Origin of the sequence: Paenibacillus lutimineralis, assembly GCF_003991425.1 — a bacterium.
Classification (GTDB): domain Bacteria; phylum Bacillota; class Bacilli; order Paenibacillales; family Paenibacillaceae; genus Fontibacillus; species Fontibacillus lutimineralis.
Genome location: NZ_CP034346.1, coordinates 3,516,303 through 3,542,901, shown reverse-complemented (window position 1 = coordinate 3,542,901; position 26,599 = coordinate 3,516,303). Strand labels below are relative to the sequence as shown.

At 47.1% G+C, this 26,599-nt stretch carries 23 protein-coding genes, 1 tRNA gene and 1 pseudogene; 22 read left to right on the top strand and 3 right to left on the bottom strand.

All coding sequences use genetic code 11. The features are described 5' to 3' along the window. Positions 1 to 28: 28 nt before the first annotated feature. From EI981_RS15580 to EI981_RS15555, 6 genes are all read left to right on the top strand, one after another. Positions 29 to 643: a MarR family winged helix-turn-helix transcriptional regulator gene (locus EI981_RS15580; protein ID WP_126999641.1), complete on the top strand. Its 615-nt coding sequence runs from the start codon at positions 29 to 31 to the stop codon at positions 641 to 643. 171 nt (positions 644 to 814) lie between these two features. Beyond that, the gene (locus EI981_RS15575) at positions 815 to 2,284 is read left to right on the top strand and encodes an aminotransferase class I/II-fold pyridoxal phosphate-dependent enzyme (protein ID WP_126999639.1); all 1,470 of its coding nucleotides are present in this window, start codon (positions 815 to 817) and stop codon (positions 2,282 to 2,284) included. A 22-nt stretch (positions 2,285 to 2,306) separates the two neighbouring features. Next, complete coding sequence (hemL, locus tag EI981_RS15570; protein ID WP_126999637.1) at positions 2,307 to 3,638, top strand: glutamate-1-semialdehyde 2,1-aminomutase; 1,332 nt, start codon at positions 2,307 to 2,309, stop codon at positions 3,636 to 3,638. Then, positions 3,619 to 4,848 (top strand): cysteine desulfurase, encoded by a 1,230-nt coding sequence (locus EI981_RS15565; protein WP_418789005.1) that lies wholly within the window; start codon positions 3,619 to 3,621, stop codon positions 4,846 to 4,848. The genes hemL and EI981_RS15565 overlap by 20 nt, the downstream gene beginning before the upstream one ends. A 1-nt stretch (position 4,849) precedes the next feature. Beyond that, on the top strand, positions 4,850 to 5,617 hold the full coding sequence (locus EI981_RS15560) for a type 1 glutamine amidotransferase (protein ID WP_126999633.1): 768 nt from the start codon (positions 4,850 to 4,852) through the stop codon (positions 5,615 to 5,617). Beyond that, the gene (locus EI981_RS15555) at positions 5,583 to 5,768 is read left to right on the top strand and encodes a thioredoxin domain-containing protein (RefSeq protein WP_227011451.1); all 186 of its coding nucleotides are present in this window, start codon (positions 5,583 to 5,585) and stop codon (positions 5,766 to 5,768) included. Before EI981_RS15560 ends, EI981_RS15555 begins: the two co-directional genes overlap by 35 nt. Before the next feature lie 59 nt (positions 5,769 to 5,827). Here the strand turns inward: EI981_RS15555 and EI981_RS15550 are convergent, their stop codons facing one another. Further along, a complete protein-coding gene (locus tag EI981_RS15550) occupies positions 5,828 to 6,721 on the bottom strand; it encodes a LysR family transcriptional regulator (protein ID WP_126999631.1) in 894 nt (297 codons plus the stop codon). 123 nt (positions 6,722 to 6,844) lie between these two features. Here EI981_RS15550 and EI981_RS15545 point away from each other — a divergent pair, with 123 nt between their 5' ends. The 6 genes and pseudogenes from EI981_RS15545 to EI981_RS15520 all read left to right on the top strand — a co-directional run bounded on the left by EI981_RS15545 (position 6,845) and on the right by EI981_RS15520 (position 10,917). Beyond that, the gene (locus EI981_RS15545; RefSeq protein ID WP_126999629.1) at positions 6,845 to 7,471 is read left to right on the top strand and encodes an HAD family hydrolase; all 627 of its coding nucleotides are present in this window, start codon (positions 6,845 to 6,847) and stop codon (positions 7,469 to 7,471) included. A gap of 148 nt (positions 7,472 to 7,619) precedes the next feature. Next, positions 7,620 to 8,502, top strand: a pseudogene (locus EI981_RS15540) (ThiF family adenylyltransferase). A gap of 12 nt (positions 8,503 to 8,514) precedes the next feature. Then, positions 8,515 to 8,745 (top strand): MoaD/ThiS family protein, encoded by a 231-nt coding sequence (locus EI981_RS15535; RefSeq protein ID WP_126999627.1) that lies wholly within the window; start codon positions 8,515 to 8,517, stop codon positions 8,743 to 8,745. Between the two features lie 142 nt (positions 8,746 to 8,887). Next, positions 8,888 to 9,382 (top strand): molybdenum cofactor biosynthesis protein MoaE, encoded by a 495-nt coding sequence (locus tag EI981_RS15530; RefSeq protein WP_126999625.1) that lies wholly within the window; start codon positions 8,888 to 8,890, stop codon positions 9,380 to 9,382. A 48-nt stretch (positions 9,383 to 9,430) separates the two neighbouring features. Further along, positions 9,431 to 10,441, top strand: a complete 1,011-nt coding sequence (gene moaA, locus EI981_RS15525; RefSeq protein WP_126999623.1) for a GTP 3',8-cyclase MoaA — start codon at positions 9,431 to 9,433, stop codon at positions 10,439 to 10,441. 83 nt (positions 10,442 to 10,524) lie between these two features. Continuing rightward, positions 10,525 to 10,917, top strand: a complete 393-nt coding sequence (locus tag EI981_RS15520) for a RidA family protein (protein ID WP_126999621.1) — start codon at positions 10,525 to 10,527, stop codon at positions 10,915 to 10,917. 170 nt (positions 10,918 to 11,087) lie between these two features. Here EI981_RS15520 and EI981_RS15515 read toward each other — a convergent pair whose 3' ends face one another. Further along, positions 11,088 to 11,807, bottom strand: coding sequence for an SDR family NAD(P)-dependent oxidoreductase (locus EI981_RS15515; protein WP_126999619.1), 720 nt, complete (start codon positions 11,805 to 11,807; stop codon positions 11,088 to 11,090). Between the two features lie 405 nt (positions 11,808 to 12,212). On the opposite strand from EI981_RS15515, the gene EI981_RS15510 reads away from it, so the two are divergent. From EI981_RS15510 to EI981_RS15500, 3 genes are all read left to right on the top strand, one after another. Next, a tRNA-Cys gene (locus EI981_RS15510) sits at positions 12,213 to 12,286 on the top strand. Between the two features lie 38 nt (positions 12,287 to 12,324). Then, complete coding sequence (gene cyoE / locus EI981_RS15505; protein WP_227011450.1) at positions 12,325 to 13,230, top strand: heme o synthase; 906 nt, start codon at positions 12,325 to 12,327, stop codon at positions 13,228 to 13,230. Positions 13,231 to 13,546: 316 nt separating this feature from the next. Next, entirely contained in the window at positions 13,547 to 14,284 is a 738-nt protein-coding gene (locus EI981_RS15500) for an SDR family oxidoreductase (protein WP_126999615.1), read from the top strand. Positions 14,285 to 14,889: 605 nt separating this feature from the next. On the opposite strand, the gene EI981_RS15495 is transcribed toward EI981_RS15500, so the two are convergent. Continuing rightward, positions 14,890 to 16,119 (bottom strand): aminopeptidase, encoded by a 1,230-nt coding sequence (locus EI981_RS15495; protein WP_126999613.1) that lies wholly within the window; start codon positions 16,117 to 16,119, stop codon positions 14,890 to 14,892. A 322-nt stretch (positions 16,120 to 16,441) separates the two neighbouring features. Between EI981_RS15495 and EI981_RS15490 the strand changes: the two genes are divergently transcribed. The 7 genes from EI981_RS15490 (at position 16,442) to EI981_RS15460 (ending at position 26,584) form a co-directional block, all read left to right on the top strand. After that, positions 16,442 to 18,343 (top strand): assimilatory sulfite reductase (NADPH) flavoprotein subunit, encoded by a 1,902-nt coding sequence (locus EI981_RS15490; protein ID WP_126999611.1) that lies wholly within the window; start codon positions 16,442 to 16,444, stop codon positions 18,341 to 18,343. 48 nt (positions 18,344 to 18,391) lie between these two features. Then, positions 18,392 to 20,116 carry an assimilatory sulfite reductase (NADPH) hemoprotein subunit gene (gene cysI / locus EI981_RS15485; RefSeq protein ID WP_126999609.1) on the top strand — a complete coding sequence of 575 codons (1,725 nt, stop codon included), beginning with the start codon at positions 18,392 to 18,394 and terminating at the stop codon, positions 20,114 to 20,116. Between the two features lie 214 nt (positions 20,117 to 20,330). Further along, positions 20,331 to 20,885: a MarR family winged helix-turn-helix transcriptional regulator gene (locus tag EI981_RS15480; RefSeq protein WP_126999607.1), complete on the top strand. Its 555-nt coding sequence runs from the start codon at positions 20,331 to 20,333 to the stop codon at positions 20,883 to 20,885. 104 nt (positions 20,886 to 20,989) lie between these two features. Then, entirely contained in the window at positions 20,990 to 22,786 is a 1,797-nt protein-coding gene (locus tag EI981_RS15475) for an ABC transporter ATP-binding protein (protein WP_126999605.1), read from the top strand. A gap of 23 nt (positions 22,787 to 22,809) precedes the next feature. Further along, complete coding sequence (locus EI981_RS15470) at positions 22,810 to 24,033, top strand: MFS transporter (protein ID WP_227011449.1); 1,224 nt, start codon at positions 22,810 to 22,812, stop codon at positions 24,031 to 24,033. A gap of 189 nt (positions 24,034 to 24,222) precedes the next feature. Beyond that, on the top strand, positions 24,223 to 25,593 hold the full coding sequence (locus tag EI981_RS15465; protein WP_126999603.1) for an extracellular solute-binding protein: 1,371 nt from the start codon (positions 24,223 to 24,225) through the stop codon (positions 25,591 to 25,593). Positions 25,594 to 25,690: 97 nt separating this feature from the next. Beyond that, positions 25,691 to 26,584, top strand: coding sequence for a carbohydrate ABC transporter permease (locus EI981_RS15460; protein WP_126999601.1), 894 nt, complete (start codon positions 25,691 to 25,693; stop codon positions 26,582 to 26,584). Positions 26,585 to 26,599: the final 15 nt, after the last annotated feature.

Below are 26,599 nucleotides of genomic sequence, written 5' to 3'. Positions count from 1 at the left end.
AAAATGAATATGGAAGGTACGACAAGCAATGATATTTGACCCTCAGCATCGAAAGGATAATCGCTCAGCGCGCATCGGCATGGCCTTGTTCCGAATGTCCCAGGCGATCAAAAAAGTGACACAGGCCGAAAGCGATACCCTGGGATTATCCTCTGTACAAATCCAGGCACTGCTGTTCGCAGCTTACACACGAAGCGATGTGGCCACGGTAGGCAACTTCGCCAATACGATCGGTACGACTCATGTAACGGCTGTGAAAATACTCAATGGATTAGTGAGAAGAGAACTGATCAATAAATCGCAAAAAGCCGAAGATCGTCGAGTGACCTTGCTCTCTTTAACTTCAAAGGGAAGGGAGATCGTTAACAAGCTTGACAATTGGGGACATCTGCTAGATGATGCGCTCCAGCCTATTCCGGAGGAGTTGCTGGCGCATTTCGAGATAGGGCTTGGCTCTATTATTTCTACCTTGCAAAAGGAGGGGCATCTCATTGTATCGGAACCCTGTCTAGGTTGCATTCATTTTCTCCCGAATACCGGCGATATAGCAGCGCCTCATTATTGCAAGATGATCCAAAAGTATCTTACCCACGAAGCCTCACTCCAAGAATGCCCCGAACATACTTCCTCATTCAAAGTCTAGAATGGCAGTGGATGAACGCCATCCTTGCATCTGGCTTGATTTCCTTCTTCTTTATCATAGGTAAATCCTATCGTTATTATATAATTAATTGGATTGAACAATGATCCGGCTCAATTTATGATTAATGATATTGATTTTGATATCTCGTTTCGAAAGGAATTGAACAATAGGATGGATCATCGTCGTACACCGTTGTTTACTGCTTTGATAGAACATGCGAGTCGAAACCCGATTCCTTTTCATATACCAGGCCATAAAAAAGGAGAAGGGATGGAATACGGGTTTAAAACATTTCTGGGTGAAAATGCCTTGTCTATCGATTTGATTAATATTGCGCCATTGGATGATTTGCATCAGCCTACTGGCGTGATCGACGAAGCACAGCGTATGGCTGCTCATGCCTTTGACGCAGATTATACATTATTTTCGGTGCAAGGAACGAGCAGTGCGATTATAACGATGATCATGTCTGTGTGTGGGCCGGGCGATAAAATTATTGTGCCGCGCAACCTGCATAAGTCGATTTTATCTGCAATCATTTTTGCCGGAGCCAAGCCTGTATTTGTCACTCCTGAAAGAGACAAACGATGGGGGATCGACCATGGCATCTCTATTCGTTCAGTGAAGAAAGCGATTGAAAGGCATACGGACGCCAAAGCGGTGCTGGTAATCAATCCAACCTATTTCGGTGTATGCACCGATCTGAAAGCCATTGTTGATTTAGCTCATGATTACGGCATACCAGTACTTGTCGACGAGGCGCACGGGGCATTGCTTCACTTTCATAACATGCTTCCGTTATCTGCCATGCAGGCTGGAGCAGATATGGCTGCAACAAGCATGCATAAGCTTGGCGGATCGTTGACACAAAGCTCGTTGCTCCATATCAAAAAAGGGCTCATTCAGCGTGAAAAAGTACAAACCATCTTTAGCATGCTGACAACAACATCCACTTCCTATATTCTTTTGGCTTCCCTAGACGCAGCACGGAAACATCTTGCTATGAACGGCTCGGAAATGGCAGCAAAAGCGATTCAACTGGCAGAATACGCCAGAGGCCAAATCAACCAAATTCCCGGTCTGGCTTCGTTTGGCAGGGAGATTCTGTGGACGGATGCGGCCTTTGACTTCGATCCTACGAAGCTTACCGTACATGTCCGAAAGTTAGGCATTACCGGATATGCAGCAGAAGAATGGCTGCGTAAGCATTTCAATATTGAAGTAGAACTGAGCGATTTGTACAACATTCTTTGCTTAATCACACCAGGTGATTCGACAGAAACGGTAGCTTGCTTGCTGGATGGTTTAGCTGAACTTGCCAAAGCTCATCAAAACCCAAAAGCGGAAGCTGGAGCCATTGATGTCAAATTACCCGAAATTCCGCTGCTTGCTTTGACGCCGAGAGATGCCTTTTATGGGGAGGTCGAACTTATTCCTTTTGAGCAATCTGCCGGGCGCATTATGGCAGAGTCCGTTTATGTGTATCCCCCGGGTATTCCTATTTTACTGCCTGGGGAAGTCATCGCGGAACAACATATCCAATACATTCGTGAGCATCTGGAAGTCGGTTTGCCTGTAAGAGGACCACAAGATTTAACTGTAAAAAACATCAAGGTAGTTATCGAAGCCAGAGCGATTTAGTTAAAAGGGGGGCATCTATTCTATGAATCTCAGCGCAAAAAGAAAGGATTCCTGTTCCATAGCGGCATTCGAACAAGCCAAAAAAGTGATACCTGGTGGGGTCAATAGTCCTGTTCGCGCATTTTCATCGGTCGATTTAACGCCTGTTTTTGCAGCAAGAGGTCAAGGGGCGCGCGTATTCGATATCGACGGCAACGAATTTATAGATTATATAGGATCGTGGGGGCCTTTGATCCTTGGTCATGCTCATCCTGAAGTGGTAGAGGCGATCAAGGAAGCAGCGTCTCGCGGAACCAGCTTTGGCTTGTCGACGGAGATTGAAATCAAAATGGCTGAATGGATATGCAAAAGTATACCGTCCATTGAAATGGTGCGTATGGTGAATTCCGGTACGGAAGCTTCGATGAGCGCATTGCGATTGGCAAGAGGGTATACAAAGCGGCAAAAAATCGTAAAATTTCAAGGCGGGTACCATGGACATGCCGATGCGCTATTGATCAAGTCAGGCTCGGGCGTCGCTACCCTGGGATTGCCGGATAGTCCGGGAGTACCCGATAGTGTTGCTGCCCATACGCTTACAGCGCCCTATAATAGCATGGACAGCGTCCGCTTCCTATTTGAACAATATGGAGAACAAATTGCTGCTGTTATCGTCGAGCCTGTTGCGGGCAACATGGGGGTCATCCCGCCAGCTCCCGGATTTCTCCACGGGCTGCGCGAGGTTACGAAGCAGTATGGCAGCTTGCTTATTTTTGATGAAGTAATGACAGGATATCGCGTAAGTTTTCATGGGGCGCAAGGGCTGTATGGAATCGATCCGGATCTTACCTGTCTTGGCAAGATCATTGGAGGCGGGTTGCCCGTCGGCGCTTACGGCGGTAAACGTGAGATTATGGAACAGGTTGCTCCTGTTGGATCCATCTATCAGGCGGGCACATTATCAGGCAATCCGCTCGCCATGGCAGCCGGGTATAGAACCTTGCAATTGCTTGAAGAGCCAGGATTTTATGAGGAGTTGGATAGAAAAGCGGCCAGATTGGCAGAAGGTTTTACACAAAATGCCGAACTGACAGGCATACCGCTAAAAACAAACAGGGTCGGCTCTATGTTCTCGGCTTTTTTTGCGGAGCAGGAGGTTTTTGACTACGATTCAGCCAAACGTTCGAATATGCAGTTATTTAAGGCGTATTATGCAGCCATGTTGGATCTTGGCATTTTAACGGCTCCAACGCCTTATGAAGTGAATTTTGTGTCAGCTGCTCATTCCGACGAGGATATCGAAAGGACGATCAGCGTTCATTATCAGGCATTGATTAAAATCAGCAATAGGGGTGATGGTTTTGGATACTTCTAACCTAAGAAAACTTTTCCCTATATTGGGTCAAAAAATTAATGGTCATCCGCTCGTCTATTTGGATAGCGCGGCATCGACTCAAAAACCGATTCAGGTGATAGAGACCTTGAAACAATTTTATGAACGAGATAACGCGAACGTCCATCGGGGTGTTCATACGTTAGGCTCGCGCGCAACGGAGGCTTATGAAGGTGCGCGGGCGAAAGTTGCCCGTTTTATCCATGCAGAACGGGTTGAGGAAATTATTTTTACGCGCGGGACAACTTCATCTATTAACCTTGTGGCCAGCAGCTATGCACGAGCGATATGTAAAGAGGGCGATGAGATTGTTGTCTCCGCTATGGAACACCACAGCAATCTTCTTCCTTGGCAGCAAGCAGCAAAGGCGACGGGGGCAGTATTGAAATATATACCGCTGCAAGCCGATGGGACATTTTCGATCGAAGAAGCAGAGAAAACGATCACAGATCGCACGAAACTCGTATCTGTTTCACATATTTCCAATGTATTGGGTGTTGCCAATCCAGTGAAGCAAATCGCGGCAATCGCCCATAAGCATGGGGCGGTCGTCATGGTAGACGGAGCGCAGAGCATTCCCCATATCAAGGTGGATGTGCAAGAGCTGGATTGTGACTTTTATGCCTTCTCGGGACATAAAATGTGCGGGCCGACTGGTATTGGCGTGTTGTATGGAAAAAAGGCGTATCTCGAGCAAATGGAGCCGATCGAATTCGGCGGAGAAATGATCGATTATGTAGGCCTGCATGATGCATCTTGGAAAGAGCTGCCGTGGAAGTTCGAAGGGGGTACCCCGATCATCGCAGGCGCAATTGGCTTAGGCGCGGCCATCGATTTTCTTGAGCAAATCGGTTTGGATGTCATCGAAGCGCATGACAAGCTATTGACCAGCTATGCGGTAGAACGAATGAAGCAAATCGAACATTTAACGATGTATGGTCCGGAGGAAGGTCGGTTTGGACTGGTGACGTTTAATTTGGGCAAGATCCATCCGCATGATCTGGCTACGGTTTTGGACTCGTACGGCGTAGCGATTCGTGCCGGGCATCATTGCTGTCAACCGTTGATGAGACATTTTAGAGCCAGTGCTACGGCTCGTGCCAGCTTTTATTTATATAATACGGAAGAGGATGTAGAGCAATTTCTTTTTGCACTGAACAAAACGAAAGAATACTTTAGGGAAGTGGAATAAGATGAGAATTCATTACTTGCAGCATGTTCCATTCGAATCGCCTGAACGAATATCGGATTGGGCTAGGGACAAAGGCTATAAGTTAACGGGCACTTTATTGTACGAAAGCACGCATTTTCCACTTCAGTCGGAGTTCGATATGCTCGTCATTTTGGGCGGCCCGATGGGGGTGTACGATGAGGAGATGTTTCCATGGCTTGTCCGCGAAAAGGCGTTTATTAAAGAAACGATCCGGCAGCGGAAGATGGTACTCGGCATATGCTTGGGCGCGCAACTGATTGCTGAAGCGCTTGGCGGAAAAGTATACAGAAATCACTATAAGGAAATGGGCTGGCATCCTGTAAAAATGACTGAAGAGTCTCAGAATTCTGTATTTTTCAAACAATTCCCGAAGGAGTATGTTCCTTTTCATTGGCATGGAGATACGTTTGAATTACCTGATGAAGTCAAGACGGCTGCAATCAGTCTTGGTTGCGCTAATCAGGCATTCGAGTATAGAGGTCATGTGATTGGGCTGCAATTTCATCTGGAGAGCAGCAATGACAGCATCAAAAAGCTGATTGAATATTGTAGTGATGAAATCGAACCAGGTAGATATGTCCAACATCCAGATCAAATGATGGATCAGATGTCTCTGCTAGCGCATTCAAATACCATTTTGGCACATTTGCTCGATACATTGGAACTGAACTATCGGACTCTTAATAAGGGGAATGAGTTGGTTTATAAAAGCTATGTATCTCCCCAGTATCGGTCTGGCTGCAACTGATGGTTCTACTGTTGATCTTGCTGAAGGCGGCTTAACCGTTGTCTACGCGTATCCGCGTACTAGTCCCGCAATCGGCGGCGCTCTGGAAGGATGGGATGCGCTCCCCGGTTTTATCCAGGGTTTCAACCAGAGCGGAATGCCTCGGATGTGATGGCGTGGCTTTCATCGCGAAACACTTAACGTCTGTTACGTTACAGGAAGTAGAATTGCTTAAAAGTTTCTGCTTTTAACAGTTGAAACTAATTGTTCCATAAATACACGACTGGCTGCACATAAATGTTTATTTTTACGATATACGACACCAATTTGCGTAGTGAGTACCGGATTTTTAAGCGGAATCGTGCAAATATGTGGATTGTCAATATAATCCAAATAACCTTTTGGCAAGATAGTAACACCGACCCCTTTGCCAACCATTGTTATGATCGATTCCATTGTTGTCATTTCTAGCACGGGTTGGGGCGTGAATGCCAGTGATCGGCACTGTTCATTAATGACTTGCCGTAAGAAATAAGTATTCGGCAATAGAACAGAGGGCGTTTCCTTTAAAATATCAAGCGTCACAAACGCTGCTTGGGCGATGGGATGATCTACAGCTACCGCAAGGGCAAGACTTTCCTTATAAAGCGGGATGGTTTCAAGATCTTCATGCTCCATTGGCAAGAAAACAATTCCCAGATCAAGCTCATTTTGCAGCAGTCCGTTATAGATATCACCGGTTCGCAGCCCAAGCACAGAAAGCTCTACATTGGGGTAACTGTTATGGAATCCCATCACCGTAGGAGGCAGCAAGTAATTGACAACGGTCAAGAGCGCGCCAATTTTCAATGTACCTCGCTTTAAGCCTTGCAGTTCACTGATTACTGCACGCGCTTGTGAGAGTTCATGAAACACATTGTAGCCGTGATGTTGTAATTCTTTGCCTGCTTGGGTAAGCATTGTTTTTTTACCGACACGATCAAAGAGAGGCATGCCGACCTCATGCTCCAGCAAACGAATCTGCTGGCTAAGCGAGGGCTGGGTAATACCTAGTTTTTCGGCAGCACGGGTAAAATGCAGTTCTTGACTTAACGTCATGAAGTATTCCAATTGCTTCAGTTCCACTGGACTTCCTCCTTATGTGTTGCTTTATGATGATAGGAATTTCCTATTATTATACGATAAATGATATTGAATTACTAATGGGTTTTTAGCGGGAATTGTGAAAGAAAAAAGGAGGTTTTTAATATGATTCATGCCGTTATATTTGACGTGGATGGGACTCTTCTTAATTCGGACCAAGCGATCATTCTAGCCTTGCAGCAGGTTTTAAGAGAAGAAAAGAACATGGAGTACCCCAGTGAAGAATTGATTCCTGTATTGGGGATGACTAGTGAGAATAGTATGAACTCCTTGGGGGTTCCGGATGTAAAGCATGCTGCTGCAAAGCTGACGCTTTATGTAAAAAGGAATACTCATCTGATGACCCTCTATCCCGGGATTGAAGATATGCTTAAAAAGTTGGCCGGAAAAGGCATCCATACGGGTGTTGTTACGTCTAAAACACGCGAGGAATTCAAATTCGACTTTATGCCGCACGGTATTAGTGAGTACTTCTCGCACATTATTTGTGCAGATGATACGTCCAAGCATAAGCCTGAGCCTGATCCGTTAATCAAATATGTAGAGCAAACCAGAATCGACCCGACAACAACGCTTTATGTCGGAGATACCGTATATGATCAGCAATGCGCGAACGGGGCTCAAATCGGTTTCGCCATAGCGATGTGGGGAGCCAAGCAACCAGAACGCACTGTCGCGAAATACAGATTGAATCGACCTGATGATCTACTCCGCATTGTAGGTCTTGAATGATTCATTACCGCTCATGCATAGTATCGGCAAAACATTGGCAGTGGTACTTCACGCACCACAGCCAATATTGTATTTTCGCCGTTCTGGGATGGACGGTTTTGCGGTTGTCAGTGCGGCTTTGATCAATGAACAGAAGGGGGGAGCAGCGATGTCTCAGGATCGGTATAGCAGACAGCAGAATTTCCGGTCGATTGGTGCTGCTGGCCAACAGGCCTTGGGGGATGCGCATGTGTTGATCGTAGGTGCGGGCGCGCTCGGCTCCGGTAATGCGTAAACGCTCGCTCGCTCGGGTGTTGGCACGATCACGATTATCGATCGCGACTATGTAGAGTGGAGTAATGTTGAAGAGTAACAAAGTGGATTTGATCCTTGACGCGACGGATCATTTTGCGATTCGGTATATATTGAACGATGTTGCTTATCGCTACCAGATTCCTTGGATTTATGGGGCCTGCTCTGGCAGTTATGGCGCCGTATGCAGCTTTATTCCAGGTACGACGCCTTGCCTGCATTGCTTGATGGAACGGATGCCGATTGGCTCCACATCATGCGATCGGGAAGGCATTATTGCGCCAACGGTACAGATGGTTGTATCGATGCAGTCGGCCGAAGCGCTCAAGTGGCTGTCTAGGAACCGAGATCAGATGTCGAATCGGTTTACGGTCTTCGATCTGTGGTCGAATACGCATCAAGCGATACGACTCAATGGATCGGCAAAGCGCCATGCATGCCCTACGTGTGGGAACGATCCAAGCTATCCGTATTTGAAGCACGAGTCGGCGATCCAAGCTGAAGTGCTGTGCGGTCGAACCTCCGTTTGGGTACGGTATCCGCGCCAAGAGCCGCTCGATCTGCAAGCGGTCGCTTGGCATGTGGAGCAGTTGCATGCGGACGTAAAGGCAAATCCTCATCTGCTGCAAATTCAAGACGGGGAATATCGCCTCGTTATTTTCCAGGATGGTCGCGCGCTGGTTCATGGCACTTCCGAACCGCTGGTAGCCAAGAAGTTATATCATCGCTATGTCATATAGGAAGGTGATCTTTTGAAAATATTATGTTTTGCCCATGTGAGTGAACAGTTAGGCGCATCCAGTTTGGAGCTCGATCTCGGTCCGATGACTGTCGATGCATTCTTAGAAGAATTCAAGCAGCGTTATCCTAATTTGCGTCTAGATCATGTGATGATCGCGGTGAACGAACAATTCGTAGATGAGACACATAGGATTGAGCCTCATGATACAGTGGTCCTTCTGCCTCCAGTCAGCGGTGGATAGAGAGGGGAGCGATCACGATGAATCTTGAGAAACTGACGCATTTTGTGCTGGGACTGACCTATTTGGAAAAAGAAAGGTAGGAAGAGCGGCGATTATCAGCGTCAGCACTTGTAATCAAAATAGGAGAGGAAGGAAGGCCCGTATGAGCGGCTCACTATATGTTATAACCGATCAACCAATCAAGCCGGGAGTCGTGTCGGAGAAAGTAATGCGTCGGGAAGCAGGTGCGATTACGTTATTCCTAGGCACGGTCCGTGAAATTACCTATGGCAAACGCACCTTATATCTTGAATATGAAGCTTACCCGTCCATGGCAGCGAAGCAATTGGAGCGAATTGGACAGGAGGCGCGCGAACGTTGGACGGATACCGTCGTTGCGGTGACCCATCGTGTAGGCCGTATTGAAATCTCCGATATCGCTGTTGTCATCGCCGTCTCCTCGCCGCATCGCAAAGCAGCCTACGAAGCGAATGAATATGTCATTGAACGGATTAAACAGATCGTACCGATCTGGAAGAAAGAATATGGCGAAGACGGATCCGAATGGATTGGGGATCAGTTGAACCAACAGACCTATCCTGACGGACGACCGCTGCTCAGCGACATACCGTCAGAAGATGTAAACAGCGATAAATAACTAAGGTGTGAGGAGAGCCGATCCTCCATCTGTAAGGAGTGTGTAACGATGACAATGTCTCGCTTAGTCGATCCATTCGGACGTCAACATAATTATTTGCGCATTTCAGTGACGGATCGCTGTAATTTGCGCTGTATCTACTGCATGCCTGAGGAAGGCATGGAATTTGAACCGACGGACAATATCCTTACCTACGAAGAGATTGTCGATGTCGTACGCGTCGTCGCGGAGATGGGCATACGCAAGATCCGCCTCACCGGCGGAGAGCCGCTTGTTCGCAAAGAGTTGGAGAAGCTTGTGGCGATGATATCCAGCATCCCAGGCATCGAAGATATTGCGCTAACGACGAATGGCATCTTTCTCGCGCCGCGCGCCGCCCGATTGAAGGAAGCTGGACTTACACGCGTGAACATTAGTATGGATTCCCTGCGGCCGGATCGGTTCAAATCGATTACGCGCGGCGGTGACGTTCGGAAAGTGCTCGATAGCATTGATGCCTGCGTGAAGGCTGGCTTAAGCCCGATCAAATTGAACGTTGTGCTGATGAAAGGAATTAACGACGACGAAATCGCGGATTTTATCACGTTAACACAGTACCGCGATATTCATGTCCGATTTATCGAATATATGCCAATCGGCCACAGTGATTCACAGTGGAAGAACTTGTACCTGCCGCTCAATCGTGTCGAGGAAGTGTGTGCGGAGCAGCAATGGCAGTACGAGGCTGAGACGACCATCCGGGGGAATGGTCCTTCGGAAAATTATCGTCTGCACGGTGCTGTAGGCAGCTTTGGCTTGATTCATCCGGTAAGCGAGCATTTCTGCCAGACGTGCAATCGTCTGCGCCTCACAGCAGACGGTTATATCAAGCCTTGCCTTGCTTGGACAGAGCAGTTCCAAGTACGAAGCGTGATCGGCGATGATGCGGCGATCCGGCAGCTTTTCCTCGATGCGCTCGGTACAAAGCCTGAAAATCATGAAATGTCCAAATTTCTGCAAGATGAACAAGACATTTCACATACACCCACGGCTCGCAGAATGTCTCAAATCGGAGGATAGGAGTTAGCAATATGATTCATCTTGAGCGACATTGAAAAAGAATAAAAGTATCGTTATTCCGCATGAGCATAGGAGATTCTAAAATGACCGAAAGAACAAGAGTTTTTACTGGGTCCCCCTGGGAGCCAGTTGTTGGATATTGCAGAGCCATTCGTGTAGGGCATCGTGTTGAAGTAGCAGGTACAACTGCTATGAAAGATGGTGAAGTTATTGGAGCAGGAAGTGCCTACGAACAAACGAAAACCATTTTAAAAACTATAGAAGAAGCACTTCATCAAGTTGGAGCGAATTTAACAGATGTTGTGAGAACAAGAATGTTTGTAACTGACATATCCAAATGGGAAGAGATTGGGAAAGCTCATGGAGAGTTTTTCAAAGATATTCAACCTGTTGCCACAATGGTTGAAGTTAGAGCACTTATTGACCCAAGACTTTTAGTGGAGATAGAAGCAGAGGCTGTTGTAAGCGGTGAATAACTTTGTGAGTTCTTATTGTGCTAACGGGCACGTTTTGAATGATAACAGCGGCAGTCTAAGACTTTATTAATCAAGTCTTGGTCCGCCGCTGCTTCATTTTTTGGATCAGTAGTGGTAAAAGCTAATTTGTTGAACTAACGTTACCCGTTAGCTTAATTAGACATAGTTAACTATGCACTTGTATCAAACATTGTTGGAATATTTATTTCTTTTACACAAGAAGCTTTGGAAAGACTTATGACGCATTTAACTAATGAAACGATATCTTGAAGGGGGATTTGTGTATAATTGTAGGCTGACAGGACTTTTTCGATTCCATCATCCAAAGGAATTTGGGTAGCAATTTCACCTGGGTTTATACAAGTTACACCAATTCCAAACTTTTTTACATGTTCCCTTATGGAATTGGCAATACCGCGCAAAGCAAACTTAGACGCTACAAATGAAACTTGTGTAAAATCATTATTCTCAAGACCTGCCGTAGAACCAATTAAAACGATTTTTGCGTTAGCCGACTTTTTTAAATTCGGTATAATCTTTTGTATACATGTAATTGCGGAAATTACATTCACATTTATAATTCTTGAAATTTCATCTGGGTCATCTTTTTCAAAATCATAGTCTTCTCTAAATCCGTTGCTCTCCCATATCCCTGCATTATATATTAATACGTCTATGATGTGTTCATTTATCGCATTCGCAATCAAATTGTATGCATCAGATTTCGATAAATCAGCTTCTATCCAATATTTATTGACTCCATCGTTAAGGTTCAAACTAGTAGGACAACTCCTAGAAACTATCCATACATTATCACCAATTTCTGGCAAACTTTTGACAAAGGCATCACCTAATCCTTTGCTCGCGCCAATGATAATAAAATTCTTCATAAACGTTGTTTCCTTTCATTTTTTGATTCAATTATTATACCACACCTTTGGAACTATCCTGCCCGTAAGATATGCGCGAACGGGGCTCAAATCGACTTTGCAAAAGCAATGTGGGAGTCAAGCAAACAGAATACACTGTCGCGAAATACAGATTGAATCGACCTGATGACCAACTCCGCATTGTAGGCCTTGAATGATTCGTAACAAGACTTGAAAAAAGACATATAGACTGAAATTTCAGCCTTTTCTACTGCTGAAGTTTCAGTCTGCACAATCATTTGTGATTGAGAAACACTCATTATCATAGGAAAAACTAATCGTTATCATCCTATAATTAGAATTGATCCTATGAAAGGAAGCGACTAAGATTTAATTATCAAAGATAATCACTTTATCTTCTACTATGGAGGTATAGCCAAAAGGTAAGGCAAGGGTCTGCAAAACCCTGACTTCTGGTTCGAATCCAGATACCTCCTCCAAAAATCATTCTCTTCTGGAAGATATGAGGTGGAACAAAGTGCAGAACAACAGTGGAGCTTCAGGACAGTCGTTAATAGATATACACCCTTGGAGAGATTGGATTTCTGTTATAAAACCAGGAATTTTGGTTTCTAATTTATTTTGTGCATTTGCTGGTTACTGTCTTGCTTCAAGATGGAAATTTGGCGACTTAACTTTGATATTCATGCTGTTTGGAACAACGTTAGTTGTTGCAACTGCTTCGATGTTAAATAACTTTTTGGATCGTGCACGAGACTTAAAAATGGAAAGGACTCGTGTTCGTCCGTTACCGAGCGGGCGGTTGAAGCCTCGGAACGTATTGATCGTTGGGATTGTAGCAGGGTTCGTTGGACTGACCGCTTTGTATATCCTTGTCAATCCACTAAGCGCAGTTTTGGGTTTCATTGGCCTATTTGTTTACGTAGTGATCTACACGGCTTGGCTAAAACCGACATCAACCTGGAGTACTTCAATCGGAGGTATTTCTGGATCTATGCCGCCAATGATCGGCTACTGCAGTTTTTCAAATAAGTTGGAACTCGGCGCATGGCTTTTATTTTTGTTTCTTTTTTTATGGCAACCACCACACTTTTGGTCACTTGGGATTTTAAAAAAAGAAGATTATCAGGCGGCAGGTTATCCATTACTTCCCGTTATAAAAGGTATATATCGCACAAAAATACAGATGCTACCTTATGTTGTAAGCTTGTTTTTCGTTAATTATTTGTTATTTGATCATCATTACGTTGGTGTAGGATATCTGATCGTTTCTGGTGCGCTGTTAATGATATGGTTGATCTCATGCTTACATGGGTTGATTACAAAAAATGAAGCGAGATGGGCTTCAAATAACTTTCGTCTCTCTCTTTATTTCCTGACATTTTCTTTGTTGATGATGATGATTGAGATTGCTCTACTTTAATGAGGATACTTGCTTCGCGTGAGAACGTCGTAATCGAAGGGAAGTTTACAGAGTGGTCTTCGCATTGATTGGATTTATCATCATAGGATTGGCATAAGTGTTGCTTTACGTTAGACATAATATGTAGATTCATTTTAGCATCTCCAGTGATTTCTGTGAGATTGATTTGGGAATCAGTCGCTAGGTTTGCAGTCCCTTACATCCACTCTCGTCCACTGTATTGGACATGACGACAAAATCCATATTGGAGTATACTATGAACGAAACGGAACACGGATAGATCATATGGGTGAATATAGTTAGGAAGGGACATGGGATGTCTATCAATCTGAAGGTAGCGCTGATTACAGGAGCGAATAAGGGAATTGGTTTCCAAACAGCCAGGCAATTAGGGCAATTGGGATATATGGTATTGGTGGGGGCACGAGACGAAGAACGTGGAAGAGAAGCAGAATATCGCTTGCAGCAAGAGGGATTGAGGGCTCTGTTTATCCAATTGGATGTGACCCAATCTGTCATGATCAATCAAGTATGGAAAAGGATTAAGGAACAGTATGGAAAGCTGGATGTACTGATTAACAATGCGGCTGTCGCTTCGACCGATCCGCACCGACACCAGTTCTTAGAATTGAATATGACAGATATGAGAGAGACGCTTGACACCAATTTCTTTGGTGCAATGGCTGTAACCCAGGCTGTATTGCCCTTAATGCTGGAATCCCCTGCAGGACGCATTGTCAATGTATCCAGTGCGATGGGGTCGCTCACGTTGAACAGCAATCCGCGTTTTCTTCATTATGCGCATAAGCCACTGGCGTATAACGTCTCCAAAACAGCATTAAATCAACTCACGGTTCATTTGGCTCATGAGTTTAAGAATACGAACGTCAAGGTAAATGCAGCATGCCCAGGGTTTGCCTCAACAGATTTGAATCAAGGGAGAGGCCAGCGTACAGCGAGTGAAGCCGCAGATATTGTAGTGAAGCTTGCCACCCTTTCGAATGATGGTCCAACGGGCAAGTTTTTCAATGCACATGGTGAGATTCCGTGGTGAGGAGTTAGGGGTGTTGATATGTAGTTCGTTAATTCTGTCTAGCGATGGTGAGCCTGGATGCATGCCGCGATGGTCGTCAAAGGATAATTGAGATAGGTGCTGTGGCTACATAACCAAATGATGGTTCCACGAAGACGCTGTTCGCACGGCGTCTTTTTATTTGCCCGTAGCCCCCCCTCTTTTTCCCGGCAGGTGCCTTTCAGGGCGACGCGAGACGAATGTCTCGTGTTGCAGCAAGCACTGAATTTGGTCTCTTAAATTCGATTTGTTAGGGGCAAGCCCTTAATACCCCTACCTCAACAACACGCTGTTTTATCAAGAATATAGGTTTCAACAAAGATCGGTATCTTTCAGAAACGCCAGTAACTATTTAGCGTTTCATTCGCTATTTCCTCTGAAGAGGGAAGTGAACTTGATGAGAAGACGAGCGATTCGCATTCAGGTATGGGTGAACAATGATGAAACACATGACTCCAAGCGAGCGCGAAAAAATCGGGACTTTCACAGGAGGGTTATATTCGATCTCTGATTAAACAGTTCTCACCATAATTTTGTGGTGAGAACTGTTTTAGTAAGAACGAATTCTATATGGAAGCGAAAGATGCTTACGCCCAGTTCCCTTTGCGGAATACCGGTTCAATCGTGCCGTCAGGAAGCTCGCCATCAATGTCCAGCTCTGCGCAACCAACCATGAAGTCAACATGAGTCAGGCTTACGTTAGCCCCCCGTTCTAGCAACTGTTCCTTGCTCAGCTTGGTTCCTCCCTCAATATTGACCGGATAGGCGCTGCCAAGCGCGAAGTGGCAGGACGCATTCTCATCGACTCCGGTGTTATAGAAAACCCGGTTCATCCGCGAGATCGGAGAATCATGCGGAACGAGCGCGACTTCACCAAGATGGGTGGCACCTTCGTCGGTCTCCAGCAGTTTGGCCAGATGCTCACGGCCGGATTTGGCATCGAAGCGGGTCACTTTTCCGTTCTCAAATGTAAGCTCGATCCCTTCGATCAGTTGACCGTTCAAATTGAGTGGAAGCGTGCTACGCACTGTACCGTCAACGCCTGCACGATGCGGCATCGTATAGATCTCCTCGGTTGGCATATTGGCGACAAAATACGTACCAGAAGCATTCAAGTCACCGCCGCCAAGCCATTGATAGCCTTCAGGCAGCTGTACACGTAGATCAGTGCCCGGAGCACGGTAATGCAGGCTGCGGTAGCGCTTGTTGTTCATGAACTCCTGGCGCTCTTTGAGCTGTTTGATATGCTCCTGCCAAGCCAGCACAGGATCATCACCGCCGACCCGGTTCATGGCGAAGACTGCTTCCCACATCGCATCGATGCGATTGTCTTGCGGAAGATCAGCGAATACTTTATTGGCCCAGGCGAGCGTAGGAGCTTTGATCAGCGACCAACTGATGATATTGTTGTGAGTGTAGGTGTTGAATTTCTCACGAGCAATGGCCGCTGCTTTCACCGCGGTAGACACCCGCAAGCTATCTACGCCACGAAGCAGTTCAGGGTCAGGAACTTTAATGTATAGTAGCGCACCGCCCGCTTCCGCAAATTGCTCCATCTTGTCGGCTTCCCACTTGGGATAGAAGCTGAACGAATCCTCCGGCGCTTTCTCATATCTAATCCGCGAGATCATCTCGTCGATCCATTCCACCTGAACTAGCTTAGCTCCGGCTTCATAGGCTTTGCCGACGATTAGACGCGTCAAATCTACCGTCTCTATCGGGGCTTGTACGATCAGAAGCTGACCCGGCTGAATATTAACGCCTACTCTTACTACCAGTTCAGCGTATTTTTCTAATAATTGATTGAAGTTATCCACTGCTTATTCCTCCTTAAACTTGCTTGCCTTAAGTGCAATTGTATACCTCGCCCATTTAAAGGCCCGATCTCTATTATAACGCAATCTTCTGAGTATGAGATTATATAAGAGAGGGTTTCGACTCGCTTTATCAATATTATTGATAAATACCATAAGATCATTCTAATTGACCTCGTATCCATGCTATGTTAATTTCAGTTTATATAATTCATATCTAAATACTTGGTATTTAAAATGTGTGTTCAAAAAGATCGGTTTTCTTATCAAAAGCGGACTTTTTGAACAACTTCCTAAAGTATGTACGTTGGATGGGGTGAAGTTATTGGTCTTACAAGTTACGAATAGTCCTTTTAATGAAGAACAGGTTGACCTACTAAATCGCTTATTACCGGGCCTGAACGATTCACAGCGGTTGTGGCTGAGCGGTTATCTCACGGCGCTGTTGGGAACTGCCGCGGGTGAAGCGGCTCCAATAGCTTCAACGGCAGCTGGTCAGACAGTGACTGTGAGTACGGCGGATTCTGCGATACCTGCGGCAAGCGAGCTTTCTTCAGCAGTGCAGCTAGGGGCACCAGTATCCAAAGAAGTGACGGTGTTATACGGCAGTCAGACCGGCAATGCAAAAGGGCTGGCACAGCAACTGTCACGTAGACTGGAGGGAGAAGGCCTCAAGGTGACGACGGTCTCGATGGGAGATTTGAAGCCGAACCAGTTGAAGAAGATCGAGAGACTAGTGCTTCTCGTCAGCACGCATGGGGAAGGCGAGCCGCCGGATGCGGCGATCTCATTCTACGAGTTCCTGCACAGCAAACGAGCTCCGAAGCTGGAGGGGTTGGAGTTTTCTGTATTGGCGCTTGGCGATACGTCCTATGAATTTTTCTGTCAGACAGGAAAGGATTTCGATCAAAGACTAGAGGAGCTTGGCGGCAAGCGAATCGTCGAACGTGCGGATTGCGATGTCGACTATGATGAGACAGCGACGGAGTGGACGAATCAAGTTCTGGCTGCGCTAAATGTGGGGCATGCGGTAGCAGCGGGTACTATTCAGGTCAACTCGTCTCAGGTTACGGGAGGTCTAGCCGACGGAGATTCCTCTGCATACTCTCGTACGAACCCTTTTAAGGCGGAAATCCTCGAAAATCTAAACCTCAACGGACGCGGATCAGAACGCGAGACACGGCATATTGAGTTATCGTTGGAAGGCTCAGGTTTGCAGTATCAACCAGGCGATTGCTTGGCTATTTACCCAGAGAATCATCCACAGCTCGTTCAGGATATTCTGGAAGCGATGGGCTGGTCAGGTGAGCAACTAGTGACGTTCAACAAGAACGGCGAGCAGAAGTCGCTTCGCGATGCTCTGTTGACCCATTATGAAATTACGGTGTTAACCAAGCCATTGTTAACCCAAGCCGCGGCCTTAACAGGGCACGCTCAACTGCAACAGCTAATACAGGTAGGGCATGAGGCGGAGCTGAAATCGTATCTGAACAGGCGCGACTTGCTGGATCTGATACAAGATTTCTCGCTTAAGGGACATACGGCACAGGAAATTACATCTATTTTACGAAAAATACCCCCCCGCCAGTATTCGATCTCCAGCAGTCCAACGGCATATCCGGAGGAGGTTCATATTACCGTACGTACGGTGAACTATGAGAGCTATGGCAGGGAAAGATATGGCGTTTGCTCAACACAGCTGGCACAGCGCGCAGAGGTAGGCGAGCACCTACCGGTATATATTCAGCAGAATGATCAGTTCCGACTTCCGGACAATCCGGATACGCCGATTATTATGATCGGTCCAGGCACCGGCGTAGCTCCGTTCAGAGCGTTCCTTGGAGAACGGGAGGAGGCGGGAGCAACTGGCAAATCATGGCTTTTCTATGGGGATCAGCATTTCATAACCGATTTCCTCTATCAAATTGAATGGCAGCGCTGGTTGAAGGACGGAGTCCTCACCAGGATGGATGTAGCCTTCTCTCGGGATACAGCCGAGAAGGTGTACGTGCAGCATCGTATGCTGGAGCACAGCCGTGAGCTGTTCGCTTGGCTGGAAGAAGGAGCCGTCGTATACGTCTGTGGGGACGAGAAAAGAATGGCCCATGACGTTCAGACGACTCTGCTTCAAATCATTGAACGTGAGGGAGCCTTGAATTCAGAGCAAGCTGCACAATATTTGGCCGGAATGCAGCAGGAGAAGCGTTACTTAAGAGATGTGTATTAAGAGAGGCATAATTGACTACCTCTAAGGCTTGTGAAAGGAGAATGGCGGATGTCAGACAATAACTTACTATCGCCGAACAGTGCGCCGCATAGTGATGTGGAGGATATTAAGCGCAGCAGTAATTATCTGCGCGGCAATCTGCAGGAGACGCTGGAGGATCGCATTACCGCGTCCATCCCAGAGGACGATAATCGATTAATGAAGTTTCACGGCAGCTATATGCAGGATGACCGTGACCTGCGCAATGAGCGCAATAAGCAGAAGCTGGAACCCGCGTATCAATTTATGCTTCGCGTCCGCGCCGCGGGCGGTGTTGTCACATCGGACCAATGGCTGATGATGGATTCCTTGTCCGATCGCTACGGAAATGGCACGATCCGCTTAACGACGCGGCAATCCTTCCAGTTGCATGGACTATTGAAATGGAATTTGAAGCAGACGATTAAAGAAGTCAATGATTCCTTATTGACGACGATTGCGGCTTGTGGAGACGTAAACCGGAACGTTATGTGCAATCCAAATCCTTATCAGTCGGAGATTCATGAGCAGGTCTATGCCTGGGCCAGCGAGCTGAGCAAGCATCTTGAGCCAAGAACGCTTGCCTACCATGAGATCTGGCTGGACGGGGAGAAGGTGGAGAGTACTCCGAGCAAGGAGCAAGAACAGGAACCCATTTATGGCTCGGTATATTTGCCACGGAAATTCAAGATCGGGGTCGCTGTTCCGCCTTCGAATGATGTTGATGTCTATTCACAAGATCTTGGCCTCATCGCGATCGTAGAGGATGGCAAGCTGCAGGGCTTCAATGTAACGGTTGGCGGAGGCATGGGCATGACCCACGGAGATACTAATACTTATCCGCAGGTGGGGCAGTTGATTGGCTTCTGCCGTCCGGAGCAGGTTGTTGATCTGGCGGAGAAGACGGTAACGATTCAACGCGATTATGGCGATCGTGCGGTGCGCAAGCATGCCCGCTTCAAATACACGATCGATGACCGCGGTATCGATTGGTTCATCGACGAGCTAACGAAGCGTCTTGGGTGGACGTTGGAGGACGCGCGTCCGTACCATTTTGAGCATAACGGCGACCGTTATGGCTGGGTGAAGGGCAGCGATGGCAAATGGCATTATACATTATTCATTCAGAATGGACGTATTAAGGATGAGGAAGGTTACTTGCTTAAGACCGGTCTTAAGGAGATTGCCAAGATCCATCAGGGTGATTTTCGCTTGACCGCGAACCAGAACTTAGTGATCGGCAGTGTAACGAGCCACAAGAAGAAAAAAATCAACGAGCTCATTCAGCAGCACGGATTATCCGATGGGGCTAATTACACAGCCCTGCGCAGAAATTCGATGGCTTGTGTCGCTTTTCCCACTTGCGGTTTGGCGATGGCCGAATCAGAACGCTACCTGCCTTCCTTGCTCGATAAGATCGAGCCGATGCTGCAGGAAGTGGGGCTGGCGGAGGAGGATATCGTTATCCGCATGACCGGATGCCCGAACGGCTGTGCCAGACCGGCATTGGCCGAGATTGCCTTCATCGGCAAAGCGCCTGGCAAATACAATATGTATTTGGGCGGCGGCTTCGCCGGTGACCGCTTAAGCAAGCTGTTCCAGGAAAATATCGGCGAAGCGGAAATTCTTGATTCACTCTCACCGATCATTAAGCACTTTGCGGCCGACAGACGGACAGGGGAGCACTTCGGCGACTTCGTTATCCGCAGTGGCTACGTCAAGGAAGTCCGCTCTGGGCTTGATTTTCACACATAGAATATTACAGTAAGGCAGCAGCTCTGGCTTCAAGCCGGGGCTGCTGTTCGTCGTACGGGGAAGGTATGTACCAAACGACCTGGAGGATGGATTCCAGGCTGACGGAGTGAAGACCATCCGAAAATGCGATTGATCTGACTTGTCAAGATAAAAAAAGTAGGTTATATTACATGTAATTAGATAATCTAACTATATGGGCAAGGAGGTGTGCAAGATGAGTAGAAAGCCGGCCAAAGAATACACAACAGAGCAGCATTTGCCTAAACTGGGAATAGAGCCGTATTTGAAGCTTATGGAGCGTACTGCCTCATCCGAGACGGATCAGAACGCAGCCCATTTGGGATTGATCATGCTGTGGCTGGGGGATAACGTCCTGGACTTAGTGGATGAAGGCCTATCTCCTTTTGACATAACAGAGAGCAAACTGGATCTACTAGTGTTATTATCGCTTCACGCGGATAAAGAGCTGGTTACACCATCGTCGATTGCAGATCGGCTCGGCATACGCCGTTCCTCGGTGACGTCATTGCTGATCTGGCTGGAGCAGAGGAATTGGATTATCCGCGAGCCCTATGCCAAGGACGGCCGCATGACCCATGTTCGTATCAGCCCGGAAGGCAGATCGCTGCTGCAACGAGTATTGCCTACCTTCTGGTCGACCTGCGCATCTATGGTAGAAGAATTAAATAAAGAAGAGCAGGAGGTGTTGAGAAGCGTCCTGGCTAAGTTAAATAAAAACATCGAAAATCGGCTAGGGGCAGGAAGATAATTTTTTTGAACATATAGTTAGATAATCTAATTACATGAAAAACTATCCAGTTTATCTTCATCCACTATTTATGTTGATTTTGAAATGAAAGTACGTGATTGAACATGAGACAAACACAAGGTTCTACGCCTCAAATGAAGGGACGTGCGCCTCAATTGGTTACGCTGCGCACGATGGTAAAGGAGATGTTCATGCACACCAGGTCACAGTGGGGCCTGCTAATGCTCGGCGCGATCTCTGTTATCGCCATCTCCGTGCTCGAATTTATGATTCCTCAGCTAACCAAGCACATTATTGATCGGATTATACCTGCTAAAAGATTTTACGCCTTGTTGGAAACGGGAGGACTTATTGTGTTGGCGGGCTTGCTGCTAGGGGCGTTTAATTTCGGCAGCAGTTACGTGATGACGCTTGTCAGTCAGAAGGCAATCTTCCAGCTGCGGAACAAGTTGTATAAGCATACCTTAAGTTTAGATTTGACGTTTTTCGACCGAAATCGCACAGGCGACCTAATGGCAAGGTTGACGGGCGATGTCAATCAACTGCAAGAGCTGGTTTCAGCAGACAGCCTATCTATCCTCGCGGACATGATTACTTTTATGGCGATTGTCGGCTACTTATTTTATACCGATTGGAAGCTGGCGCTTCTGACCCTGATTACTTTGCCTTTTCTATTCGTCACATCACGATTCTTCAGCCTGCGCATTAAAAGAGCTTATCGAACAGTCCGGCAAATATCCGCGGAATTAAATAATTCGCTTCAAGATACGTTGTCAGGCATTCGCATGGTCAAGTCGTTTGCAAGTGAGGATAAGGAAGCCGTGGAATTCGCGAAATGGAGTGAGCAGCACCGGACAGCAACGGTATCGGCGTCCCGATTGTCAGCGATCTTCGCGCCTATTATCAATTGGCTTAACCTGATAGGTATGGCCGTGGTGCTCCTGTTCGGATCCTGGCAGATCATGCACAACCGTATGACGGTGGGTGAGATTATCGCATACTTGGCCTACTTGCGCCTGCTGCAAGCACCAATTCGTTCCTTCAGCCGATTAATTACCAAGCTGCAGCAATCTGCAGCGGCCTTTGAGCGGATTCAAGAAGTGCTGGAGGTCGTCCCAAGGGTTTGTGATAAGGAAGACGCGATAGTACTCCCTCCTGTTCAAGGGGATATTGTGTTCGATGATGTGGGGTTTGCTTATGAAGAGGGAAGACCTATTCTAGAGAATTTTCACTTGCGGCTGCGGCGCAATCAGACGACGGCTCTTGTTGGCTCATCCGGCTCAGGCAAATCAACGATTGCTTATCTAATTGCCCGTCTGTACGACGTTCAGCGAGGCGATATCTATATTGACGGACATCCATTAACGGATGTGACGATGAAGTCACTACGTCAGCAGATGGGTATTGTGTCGCAGGAAGTCATCCTATTGAACGGCACGATTCGTGAAAATATTGCCTACGGCAAGCCGGAAGCAACAGCTGAGGAAATTCAGGCGGCAGCAGTCGCTGCGAATGCCCATGAATTTATTACTGCATTTCCGCAAGGGTATGAGACTTCGATTGGGGAAAGGGGGGTCAAGCTCTCAGGCGGGCAAAAGCAAAGGCTGTCCATTGCTAGAGCCTTCTTGACCAATCCACGCATCCTCATTCTGGATGAAGCTACGGCAGCCCTTGATACGGAGTCGGAACAGCATATTCAGCGCGCGCTGTCCTTACTTCTGCCAGGGCGTACCTGTCTGGTTATTGCCCATCGGCTTTCGACGATTCAAAGTGCAGATCAGATCGTCGTCCTGGAGCACGGACAGATCATGGAGCTGGGGAATCATGAGACACTGCTGCGGCAAAAGGGAAGATATAAGGCGCTGTATGATATGCAATTTCCGGCGAAATCTATTTATTAATTATATTAAAATAGAGGTGTGCAATGAATAACCAAACTAATATAGCAAGAAACTATTCACTTATGACCGTCATTCTATGCTGGTCCGGACTCGTAGTCATGTCCAGCTTATATGTCACCATTCCGCTTATTTCCGTGTTCGCGCAGCTTTTCAGTATTCCGGCGACACAAGCAGCGGCTGCGGGAAGCACCTTTTCGATTGGATTTGCCCTCGGGTGCTTAATCTATGGCGCTCTATCGGATAAGTACGGACGGAAACCCGTTATTTTCGTGGGACTGCTTTTTCTGACGATGATCTCTTTAATGCTTGGATTCGTTCATCAATTTGTGTGGATCTTAGTTCTAAGGGGACTGCAAGGAGCAGCGGCTGCAACGTTCTCCCCGGTTTCACTTGCCTATGCGGTAGAAATGTATCCTGCGGAAAAACGGGTTACTACAATCGGGTTTATCAGTACGGGATTCCTGGCAGCAGGAATCGTGGGGCAAGTGATCAGCAGTGTGATCAGTGAGCAATACGGATGGAACGCTGTCTTTTATACCCTTGCAATGGTGTACGCATTAACCGCAGTTGTGGTGTTCTTCTTGCTTCCAAAAGGAGGCATCCAGCAAGCTCATGCTAATATCTGGGAACCTATGAAGCAAATCGGCAAAGTATTTGTCCAGAAACAGCTGGTGCTGTGCTATTTGGTGGCATTTGTGCTGCTTATGTCATTTGTAAGCATGTATACGGTACTCGGCAATTATTTAAGTCAAGCTCCCTTTGAACTGAGCAAGCAAGAAATCCTATATGTGCGGATGATTGGCATTTTGGGCATGCTTGTGTCTCCCTTCGCAGGCAGAATATCCAAACGGCTTGGTATACGCGTCACGCTTCGGGCCGGGTTGTTGCTGGCAATCATCGGCTTGGCTTCTATGGGGATGATCTCTCATCTGCCGCTGTTGGTTATCATGAGTATCATCTTTGTATCAGGCATCGCCATTGCCGTACCTTCACTTGTTTCGCTCGTGGGCCAATTGGGAGGGAAGATGCGCGGAATAGCTGTATCCGGCTATACGTTCATTTTATTTACTGGCACCAGCTTTGGTCCGATGATTTCACTCTATTCCATGAAGAGCGGCAGCTACCTGATTACATTTATTCTGCTAGCTTGCATACTGTGCGTGGGTTTGTTGGCCGCTATGCTTATTAATCGGGAGGAGGCCGATGAAGTGAAACAGGCGGTGGTCCCCTTAGATTTAGGGTTGTAATCATCTCAAAGCCGTTCAAATAGATGATGTGAAAACCGGGGAATCTCCAGCTTAGGCGGGATGACCCGGTTTTTTTGGAAAGATCTTAATTTTACAAACATGACTCCTTAAGATCACGCATTGTGAGATGATCCTGCTTACAACATAATGAAGCTAGAAATTAAATATTTGCTAAGGGGGATTTACGGGATGAAGTTCAAGCCACTGATGATGGCACTGCTTGCCAGTGCACTGACTTTGGGCCTAGCTGCTTGCGGCAGCGGTAGTAATGGAAGCGCTAGCAGTAACGGCAGGAAGAACGAAGGCAGTACGAACAGTCAGACGAACTCCGGTACCAAAGAAGATACGAGCAAGAAAGAGGTCAAGATTACTTTCCAGAACATTTATCCGGACCCGACCGATCCTAAATACAAAATGATTCGTACGGTTGTTGCCAACTATGAAGCCGAACATCCAAATGTCAAAATCGAGCTGGATTCGCTGAATACTGACCAGCAGAAGGTGAAGCTGAAGACTCAGGCAGCTTCCAAGGAAGTGCCGGACATAACCATCGTTAACCCGGCTGCACAAATGAAGCCATTTGTTGATGCAGGCTTGTTTGCACCGCTCAACGAGATGGTAGAGAAGAATGGACTGAAGGGAACATTCCAGGAAGGCATCCTGGATTATTACACCTTCGACAACAATCTCTATGCGCTTCCGGACGGTAATAATATCGCAATTGTCTATTACAACAAGAAGATGTTCGAAGAAGGCGGAGTCAAGGTTCCTACTACCTTCGAGGAAATGGTCGGTGTGGTGAAGCAGCTTAAGGCGAAGGGCATTCAGCCGATGGCGATCGGGGAGAAGGATTCCTGGACCGGTTCCTTCCTGTTTATGAACATTCTGCTCCGCACGAATGGCGGCCCGGGCTTCCTCCAGGATGTGATTGATGGCAAGAAGACTTTTGAAGATCCGGCGTTCACCGAAGCGGTTAATGCCTTTGAAGATCTGGTGCAGGCCGGAGCTTTCCAGGAAGGAGCAACTTCATTCGACTATAACGCAGGCGAGAACTTGTTCAAGACAGGCAAAGCCGCGATGTATTTCATGGGCAGCTGGGCTACGGGGGGGATTGAAGAATCGACAGCTAACGAGAATCAGAATGTCGGTGTGTTCAAGTTCCCGACCGTTAATGGCAAGGGAAATCCTGATGAATTCATGCTCGCTCCAGGCAGCGCGTTCGCCGTCTCAAAGGACAGCAAGCATTTGGAGGAGACTCTCGACTTCCTGAACTACTTCCTGGTCAACTATCCGAAGGAAATGTTCAATCTGAAAGGCGCAATCGGTCTGGCCCAGACCGTGGACGGTGATTTCAAAGCCGCCGGATATTCCGATATGGCGATGGAAGTTCTGAACCTGTTCAAGGATGTTAAAGGCGGAGACCTTGCCTTCGACAACACGATGAATCCAGGTACAGCGCAGGCTCATCTAAGCAGCATTCAGAATCTATTCGTATCGAAGACGGATGCGGGCGTAGTTGCGAAAGAGCATCAGACTGCTTACGACGAGAATAAAGAATAACAGATGCTGAGGAAGGAGACCGGAAGAAAGCTGGAGTTCCCATGCTCTCTCTTCGGTCTCCTTGCTCTACATGAACGTCTAGATAGGAGGGAACATCATGAATGTGCTTAAGGTGTCCGGATGGAAGATCGCTGCGTTCGTGCTGCCTTGTCTATTAATATACAGCTTGTTAGTATTCGTGCCGATTCTCGTATCCTTCTACAGCGGCTTGCTGGATTGGAACGGGATCGGCGCGGCTAAGTTTATCGGGCTCAAAAATTTCGAGAAAATGCTGACGAACGACTCTATATTCTGGCCTGCCGTAGGAAGAACAATGCTGCTGGCCGGAGTATCCATGTGCGTGCAGCTGCCGATCGCTTTATTTATAGCCATATTAATCAGCCGCTATGTTAAGAAGCCTAACTTTCTCGTCTCCAGCTATTTTCTGCCCGTCATTCTATCCGTTGTCGTGATTGGACAACTGTGGAAGACCATTTACAATCCGGCCTCGATGGGCGGGATGCTTAATCAGATCTTGGAGTCGTTAGGGCTTAATAGCTGGACGCATTCCTGGTTGACCGAACCGAAGATTGCGATCTATTCCGTGATCGTCGTCGCTTTATGGCAGTACCTTGGCTATCATATTCTGATTCAATTTACCGGTATTCAGAATGTTCCGTCCGATATTTACGAAGCTGCCAAAATCGATGGCGCCAGCGGACTGAAGGCGGACCGTTACATTACGCTGCCGCTGATCGTGCCGATTTTCAAAATCTCGGTGGTGCTATCGTTTATCGGTTCGTTGCAATCTTTTGACCTGATTATGGTTATGACCGGCGGAGGTCCGGCTCATGCGACAGAGGTCGTCGCCAGCCTGATGTACAACATGTCGTTCTTATCCATGAAGTATGGATACGGAAGTGCGATCGCTTCTTTCCTGGTCATTCTATGTCTGGCAGCAACGATTATAATCAACGGTTTGTTCAGTAAGCTGGACAAACGGTATTCATAGAAGAGAGGGGGGGAG